Origin of the sequence: Actinomadura kijaniata NBRC 14229 (assembly GCF_001552175.1) — a bacterium.
Taxonomy (GTDB): Bacteria; Actinomycetota; Actinomycetes; order Streptosporangiales; family Streptosporangiaceae; genus Spirillospora; species Spirillospora kijaniata.
In genome coordinates this window covers 58,211-64,892 of sequence record NZ_BCQR01000053.1, presented here as the reverse complement: position 1 = coordinate 64,892, position 6,682 = coordinate 58,211, and the positions used below count along the sequence as shown (strand labels likewise).

The window sequence follows — 6,682 nt, the reverse complement described above, 5'->3', positions numbered from 1 at the left end:
CCGTCAGCGCGGCGACCGCGCCGAGCCGCCATGCCGCGCGCGGCGCGCGGCGGCGGCGCTCGGGTTCGGGGGAGACTGCCAGCAGCCGCAGCCGCGCGGCGCGCTCGGCCTCCGGGGTGATCGGCGGCGTGTCCGCGCGCATCCCCCGCAGGGTGGTCAGCTCGTCCATCGGTTCTCTCCCAGCACGGCGCGGAGCTTGCGGCGGGCGCGGTTCAGGCGGGACGCGACGGTCCCGGCGGGCACGGACAGGGCCTCGGCGATCTCGTCGTAGCCGAGCCCGCCCCAGGCGAACAGCAGCAGCACGTCGCGGTCGCCCGCCGACAGCCGCGCCAGCGCGCCCGCCAGGCGGCGCTCGTCCTGCTCGGCGGCCACCCGCGACACGACGGACTCGGCCATCGGCTCGGGCAGCGGGTCCACGCCGGTGCGGCGCAACGCCCGGTAGTGGCGCTCCTCGGCGCGGCGGTGCCGGGCGATCAGCGTGGACGCGATCCCGTACAGCCACGGACGCGCCATCGACCGCGCCGGGTCGTAGGTGGCGCGCCGCCGGAACGCGATCTCGAACGTCTCGGCCACGATGTCGTCGGCGGCCTGCGTGCCCAGCCGCCGCGCCGCGTAGTGGTGGATCTGGCGGGCGTACCGGTCGAACAGCGCCGCGAACCGTTCGGGGTCGTCGCCCGAACGCCGGATCAGCTCGCCGTCGTCGATCTCGTCCGGCCGCGCGTACGCGGCCGTCATGCGGGTCCTGGTCTCATCGGGGACTCCTCCAGCGGGGGATGGTCGCCCGGTTGTCTCCCGATGGCCGGAGCCTTCTTCACGCTTTTCTCAACCGGCTTCGGCGCGCTCCTGCGCGGCGAGGACCTGCTCGCCGTACCGCTCGGTCCAGCGGCCCAGCGCGAGGATCGGCTCCAGCAGGCCCCGGCCCGGTTCGGTCAGCGCGTACTCGACGCGCGGCGGGGCCTCGGCGTAGCGGTGGCGCTCGACCAGGCCGTTGGCCTCCAGGCGGCGCAGCGTCTCGGTGAGGACCTTGGGGCTGACGCCGCCGATGCGCTCGCGCAGCTCGCCGGGGCGCGCCGGGCCCCCGCGCAGCGCGTACAGCACCACGGACGTCCAGGTCCCCGCCAGCAGGTCGAACCCCAGGCGCGCGGGACAGTCGGCGATGAACATCTCGGTCACGATCCTGCCCCTTTCGATACTTACCGGGAGGTGCGTCACGGAACGCCTACCGTCCCGACCGTACCGACCGGAAGGAGACACAGGCGATGCGGATCGGAACGTTCGGCGCGGGGAACATGGCCGAGGCGCTCACCGCCCACTGGGTGCGCGCGGGCCACGAGGTGATGATCGGGGCGCGCTCCCCGGAGAAGGCGAGGGCGGCGGCCGGACGCGTCGGGGCGCGCGCGGGAGGGCTGCGCGAGGCCGCGGGGTTCGGGGAGGTGATCCTGCTGGCCCTGCCGCACGACGCGGCGGTCGAGACGGTCCGGGCCGCCGGGCCGCTGGACGGCCGGGTGCTGGTCGACTGCACCAACCCGATCGTCCCGCCCGCGTTCACCCTGGCGACCGGGCACGGCCCGGCGGCGGCCGAGCGGATCGCCGCCGCCGCGCCCGCCGCACGCGTGGTCAAGGCGTTCAACCTCTGCCACGAGGGCATCTGGCGGATGACCCCGCCGGTCTTCGACGGCCGCCCGCTCGGCGTGCCGGTCTGCGGCGACGACCCCGGTGCCGTCGCGACCGCCGAACGGCTGGTGCGCGACGTCGGGGCCGTGCCGCTGCCGGGCGGCGGGCTGGCGCGGGCCGGGCTGCTGGAGGCGACGGCGGCGTTCGTCATCGGCCTGTGGTTCGCCGGCGCCGACCCGGCGGCGATGCTGCCGCCCGTCGAGATCGCCATGGGCGGCGAGCCGCACGTGTCCTGAACCGGCCACCGGGCGCGGGGCCGCCGGCGAGGGCACCGCGGCGGCCCCGCGCCCGGGGACGGCCCGACGTCCCGTCCGCCTCCGGACGGATGGGGAGGGCCGAATGGTCACTTGCCGCTCGTGGCGCCCGCTTGTTAGACAGAGGTGATCATTTCGACGTGCGAGTGCGCCCCCGCCCGAGCTCGTCCTTCACTCCAGAGGTCGCCAATGAAGCGATACGTGCTGGGGGCGCTCCTGCTGCTGGTAGCGCTCGTCGTGCCGACGCGGGCGGCGCAGGCCGCCGTCTGCCGCCCCGTACCGAAGAATCTGTCCCTGTCCGCCGCCTCGGTCGTGGGCGGGAAGGACGCCACCGGGACGGTGACGTTGAGCTGCCGTCCGGGCAGGGCCGTCAAGGTCGGGCTCGCGGGGTTCACGGGCGTCACCGTCCCCGCGTCCGTCACGGTCGCCAAGGGCGAGGACACCGCGACGTTCACCGTGCGTTCCGCCGCCACGGCGACGGCGCGCGGCGGGAAGGTCACCGCGGCGCTCGGCGAGGCGCGGCGGCAGGCCGCGTTCGCCGTGCGGCCGACGCCGGGCTGCGCGCCGAAACCGGCCGAGCTGTCGGTGCCCGCGCTGGTGCACGCCGGTGAGAGCCCGACCGCGACGGTGCGCCTGAGCTGCGCGCCCCGAACCGACACCCGCCTCACGGTGACCTCCGGCGACAGGAGGCTCGGCGTCCCGGGCGGCGTGGTCGTGAAGAGGGGGCGGACGCAGGCGACGTTCGCGATGACGCCGACCGGCGACCACTCCGGCCAGTACAGGACGACGGTCACGGTCCGGCTCGCGGCGCAGGCGCTGGAGCGCGCCGTCACCGTCAACCCCGGCCTGAAGAAGGTCGAGCTCACGCCCTCCGCCCGGCCGAACAGCCCCTCGGCCGCCGTCTACTTCACCGGCCCGGCGCCCGAGGGCGGGCTGACCGTGAAGATGGCCTCCGACCACCCGGCCCTCACCGTTCCCGAGACCGCGCACTTCCAGGAGCACGCCGTGGAGGGCCACGTCGGGCCGGTGACCGTCCGGCCGGTGACGGAGAAGACCGTCGTGACCGTCTCCTTCACGCTCGGGGAGCGGACGCTGAAGGCGACGTTCACGCTGATCCCGCCGTTCGACGACAACAGCGACATGAGCATGTGGTTCGAGGGCGGGCCGGACGTCCAGGGCTCGGAGCACCACCGGCAGCTCAACCTCCGGCTCAGCAACCCCGCGCCCGAGAACGGGCTGACCGTCCACCTGAAGGCGGTCGGCGAGGACGCCTCCGCGCTCCAGATCGACAACGACACCCAGTACGTCTCGTCGGGAGACGACAGCGCCTACTTCACCCTCTCGACCGCCGACGTGACCAGGACGACCCGCGTCACGCTCGTCGCGACGGCGGGCAACGTCACCGCCTCGCTGCCGGTGGTGATCCACCCCCGGATCACCGAGATCACCCTGCCCGCCACGGTCAAGGGCGGGACGCGGATCCAGGGCACGGTCGTCCTGGCCGGTCCGACCGACGTCGACCGGGAGGTCCACCTCCAACCGAGCTGGGGCATCGTCGACCTGCCCGTCACCTCCGTGACGATCCCGGCCGGGTCGAGGTCGGTCACGTTCGAGGCGATCCCCGGCACCCACGAGGAGACCTACGACTTCTTCATCATGGCGCGGGTGGGCAACCAGTCGTTCCAGAGCGAACGCGTGACCGTGACCCCGTAACGGGCCACGGCGCGGTCAGACGTGGCGCGGGCGGCCCGGCGGGGCCGCCCGCGCGGCGGCCGGGCCCGACAGCTCGCGTTCGATCTCCTCCAGGGACCGGTCGCGGGTCTCGGGGACGCGGAGCACGAAGAACACGATCCCGACCACCGACAGCCCCGCGTACAGCCAGAACGTCCACGCCCGCCCGATCGCGTCGACCAGTTGCAGGAAGTAGTAGGACACCACGAAGTTCGCGGCCCGGTTCGCCAGCGAGCACACCGCCATCGCCTGGCCGCGCACCGCCAGCGGGAAGATCTCCGAGATCATCAGCCAGAACACCGGGCCCAGCCCCACCGCGAACGACGCGATGAACGGCACCAGCGCCGCCAGCGCCAGCCACGGGGCCTCCCGCTCCCAGCCGAACCCGAAGAACGCGCCCAGCAGCGCCAGCGCGACCGTCAGCCCGGCCGTCCCGACGATCAGCAGGGTGCGGCGGCCCACCCGGTCCAGCAGCAGCACCGCGACGACCGTGAACACCACGTTGGTGATCCCGACGGTCAGCGCCTGCGCGATGGCGTCGTCGGCCTTCGGCCCGGTGTAGGTGAGGATCGTGGGGGAGAAGCAGACGACGGTGTTGACGCCGACGACCTGCTGGATCACCGCCAGCCCGATCCCGACGACCATCATCGGCCGCAGCCGGGGGCCGAACAGCTCGCGCCAGGAGTGCCGCCGCTCCTGCGCCACCACGCTCTCGATCCCGTCCAGCTCGCCCTCGATGTCGGCGTCGGCCCGGCGGGTGCGGCGCAGCACCGCGCGGGCCTCGTCGCGGCGGCCCCGCATCATCAGCCAGCGCGGGCTGTAGGGGACCACCAGCATCGCCGCCACCAGCACCACGCCGGGGGCCGCGCCCAGCCCCAGCATCCAGCGCCAGTTGTGCGCGACGTCGCTGAGCGCGAAGTTGGTCAGGTAGGCGACCAGGACCCCGACCGTGACCATGAGCTGGTTGTAGGAGACCGTCCCGCCCCGGATCCTCGGCGGCGTGTCCTCGGCTACCCGTGCCCCATGGGCCCAAACGGGACGCGCGGAGAGCCCCCTCGTCCCGTACCATCTCGCGCCATGCGACAGGCGTATCGAACCGCGCTCGTGACCGGGGCCTCCAGCGGCATCGGCGAGAGCTTCGCCCGGCTGCTGGCCGCGCGCGGCACCGACCTGGTGATCGTGGCGCGCCGCGCCGACCTGCTCGACCGGCTCGCCCGGGAGCTGGTCGAACGCTACCGGGTCGCGGTCGAGGTGCTGGCCTGCGACCTCACCGACCCGGGCGCCCGCGCCGAGGTCGAGGGCCGGCTCCGCGACGACCCGGTGGAACTGCTGGTCAACAACGCCGGGTACGGCGCGTTCGGCGCGTTCGCCGACCTGGACCTCGACGACCAGCTCGCCGAGATCGAGCTGAACGTCACCGCCCTGGTCCGCCTTACCCACGCCGCCCTGCCGGGGATGCTGGAACGCGGCCGGGGCGGCGTCCTCAACGTCGCGTCCATGGCGGGCTTCGCGCCGTCGCCGGGCAGCGCGACCTACGGGGCGACCAAGGCGTACGTGGCGTCGTTCTCCGAGAGCCTGCACGCCGAGGTGGGCGGGCGGGGCGTGCACGTCACGGCGCTGTGCCCCGGCTTCACCCGCACCGGCGACGACGGCGCCGACCTGCTGTGGCTGCGCCGCGAGGACGTCGCCCGCGCCGGGCTGGACGCGGTCGCGGCGGGCCGGGCGCTGTGCGTGCCGGGCGCGCAGTACAAGGCGGCGCTGCCCGCGTTGAAGATCCTGCCCCGGGCGCTGCTGCGCGCCGCCGCCAACCGGCTGTGGCAGCAGGCGGCCGACACGCGGTGAGCGCCCCGTCGCCGGTCGCGGTTCCCGCATTCCTACAAGAAAGAGGAACGGCGGCTTGTGACGGGGGGAGCTTGACGTACGTGGCACCGGTCGCGAATCTGGAACCTACGGTTTAGTAAGTTCCAGCCCGGCCTGCCGGGACCCTCCCCCCACGCCGCGCGACAGGCCGTGCCCGCGCGTTCCCACGTCGTCAAGCGAAGGATCAGGATGTCCGTGACGCCCGAAGACAAGCAGCTCCAGCTCAACCTGATGCGGGACCTGGAACCCGTGGTGGAGACGGAACTGAACCGGCACCTGTCCATGGCCAAGGAGTGGTTCCCCCACCAGTACGTGCCGTGGAGCCAGGGCCGCGACTTCGACGGCCCCCTCGGCGGCGAGGAGTGGAGCCTGGAGCAGTCGCAGCTCTCGCAGGAGGCCCGCGAGTCGCTGATCGTCAACCTGCTCACCGAGGACAACCTGCCCGGCTACCACCGCGCCATCGCCGAGGTGTTCGGCCGCGACGGCGCGTGGGGCACCTGGGTCAACCGGTGGACCGCCGAGGAGAACCGCCACGGCATCGTCATCCGCGACTACCTCACCGTCACCCGCGCCGTCGACCCGATCGCGCTGGAACGCGCCCGCATGAAGCACATGGAGGTCGGCTACGAGGCCGACCACGGCGACTCGTTCCTGCACGGCGCGGCGTACGTGTCGTTCCAGGAGCTGGCCACCCGCGTGTCGCACCGCAACACCGGCCGGGCGTCCGGCGACCCGGTCTGCGAGCAGATGCTCACCCGCGTCGCCGCCGACGAGAACCTCCACATGATCTTCTACCGGAACCTGCTGGGCGCGGCCCTGGAGGCGGCCCCGAACGCGACCATGCGGGCGATCACCGACGTGGTGAAGGGCTTCCAGATGCCCGGCCACAGCATCGACGGGTTCCTGCGCAAGTCCGTCGTGATTGCCAACGCGGGCATCTACGACCTGCGGCTGCACCACGACGACGTGCTGATCCCGGTGCTGCGCAAGTGGGACGTGTTCGACCGCACCGACCTGTCGGGCGACGGCGAGAAGGCCCGCGAGGAGCTGGCGGAGTTCCTGGAGGGGCTGGACGCCGCCGCGACCAGGTTCGAGACCCGGCGCGAGGAGCGCCGCGCCCGCCAGGCCGCGCGCCGGAACTGATTTTTCTCGGAACGACCTTG

At 73.5% G+C, this 6,682-nt stretch carries 7 protein-coding genes; 4 read left to right on the top strand and 3 right to left on the bottom strand.

Annotated features, from left to right (window positions below; translation table 11 throughout):
* Positions 1-156: 156 nt before the first annotated feature.
* Both AKI01S_RS18185 and AKI01S_RS18180 read right to left on the bottom strand, forming a co-directional pair.
* Positions 157-735 (bottom strand): RNA polymerase sigma factor, encoded by a 579-nt coding sequence (locus AKI01S_RS18185; protein ID WP_067818781.1) that lies wholly within the window; start codon positions 733-735, stop codon positions 157-159.
* An 87-nt stretch (positions 736-822) separates the two neighbouring features.
* A complete protein-coding gene (locus tag AKI01S_RS18180) occupies positions 823-1,164 on the bottom strand; it encodes a winged helix-turn-helix transcriptional regulator (protein ID WP_067818804.1) in 342 nt (113 codons plus the stop codon).
* Positions 1,165-1,259: 95 nt separating this feature from the next.
* On the opposite strand from AKI01S_RS18180, the gene AKI01S_RS18175 reads away from it, so the two are divergent.
* Positions 1,260-1,910 carry an NADPH-dependent F420 reductase gene (locus AKI01S_RS18175; RefSeq protein ID WP_067818778.1) on the top strand — a complete coding sequence of 217 codons (651 nt, stop codon included), beginning with the start codon at positions 1,260-1,262 and terminating at the stop codon, positions 1,908-1,910.
* 207 nt (positions 1,911-2,117) lie between these two features.
* On the top strand, positions 2,118-3,641 hold the full coding sequence (locus AKI01S_RS18170) for a hypothetical protein (RefSeq protein ID WP_157419916.1): 1,524 nt from the start codon (positions 2,118-2,120) through the stop codon (positions 3,639-3,641).
* A gap of 15 nt (positions 3,642-3,656) precedes the next feature.
* Here AKI01S_RS18170 and AKI01S_RS18165 read toward each other — a convergent pair whose 3' ends face one another.
* A complete protein-coding gene (locus tag AKI01S_RS18165) occupies positions 3,657-4,745 on the bottom strand; it encodes a sugar porter family MFS transporter (RefSeq protein ID WP_281186080.1) in 1,089 nt (362 codons plus the stop codon).
* Here AKI01S_RS18165 and AKI01S_RS18160 point away from each other — a divergent pair.
* Complete coding sequence (locus tag AKI01S_RS18160; RefSeq protein ID WP_067818770.1) at positions 4,737-5,501, top strand: SDR family NAD(P)-dependent oxidoreductase; 765 nt, start codon at positions 4,737-4,739, stop codon at positions 5,499-5,501. The two genes, AKI01S_RS18165 and AKI01S_RS18160, sit on opposite strands and share 9 nt — an antisense overlap.
* A 207-nt stretch (positions 5,502-5,708) precedes the next feature.
* Entirely contained in the window at positions 5,709-6,662 is a 954-nt protein-coding gene (locus AKI01S_RS18155; protein ID WP_067818767.1) for an acyl-ACP desaturase, read from the top strand.
* Positions 6,663-6,682: the final 20 nt, after the last annotated feature.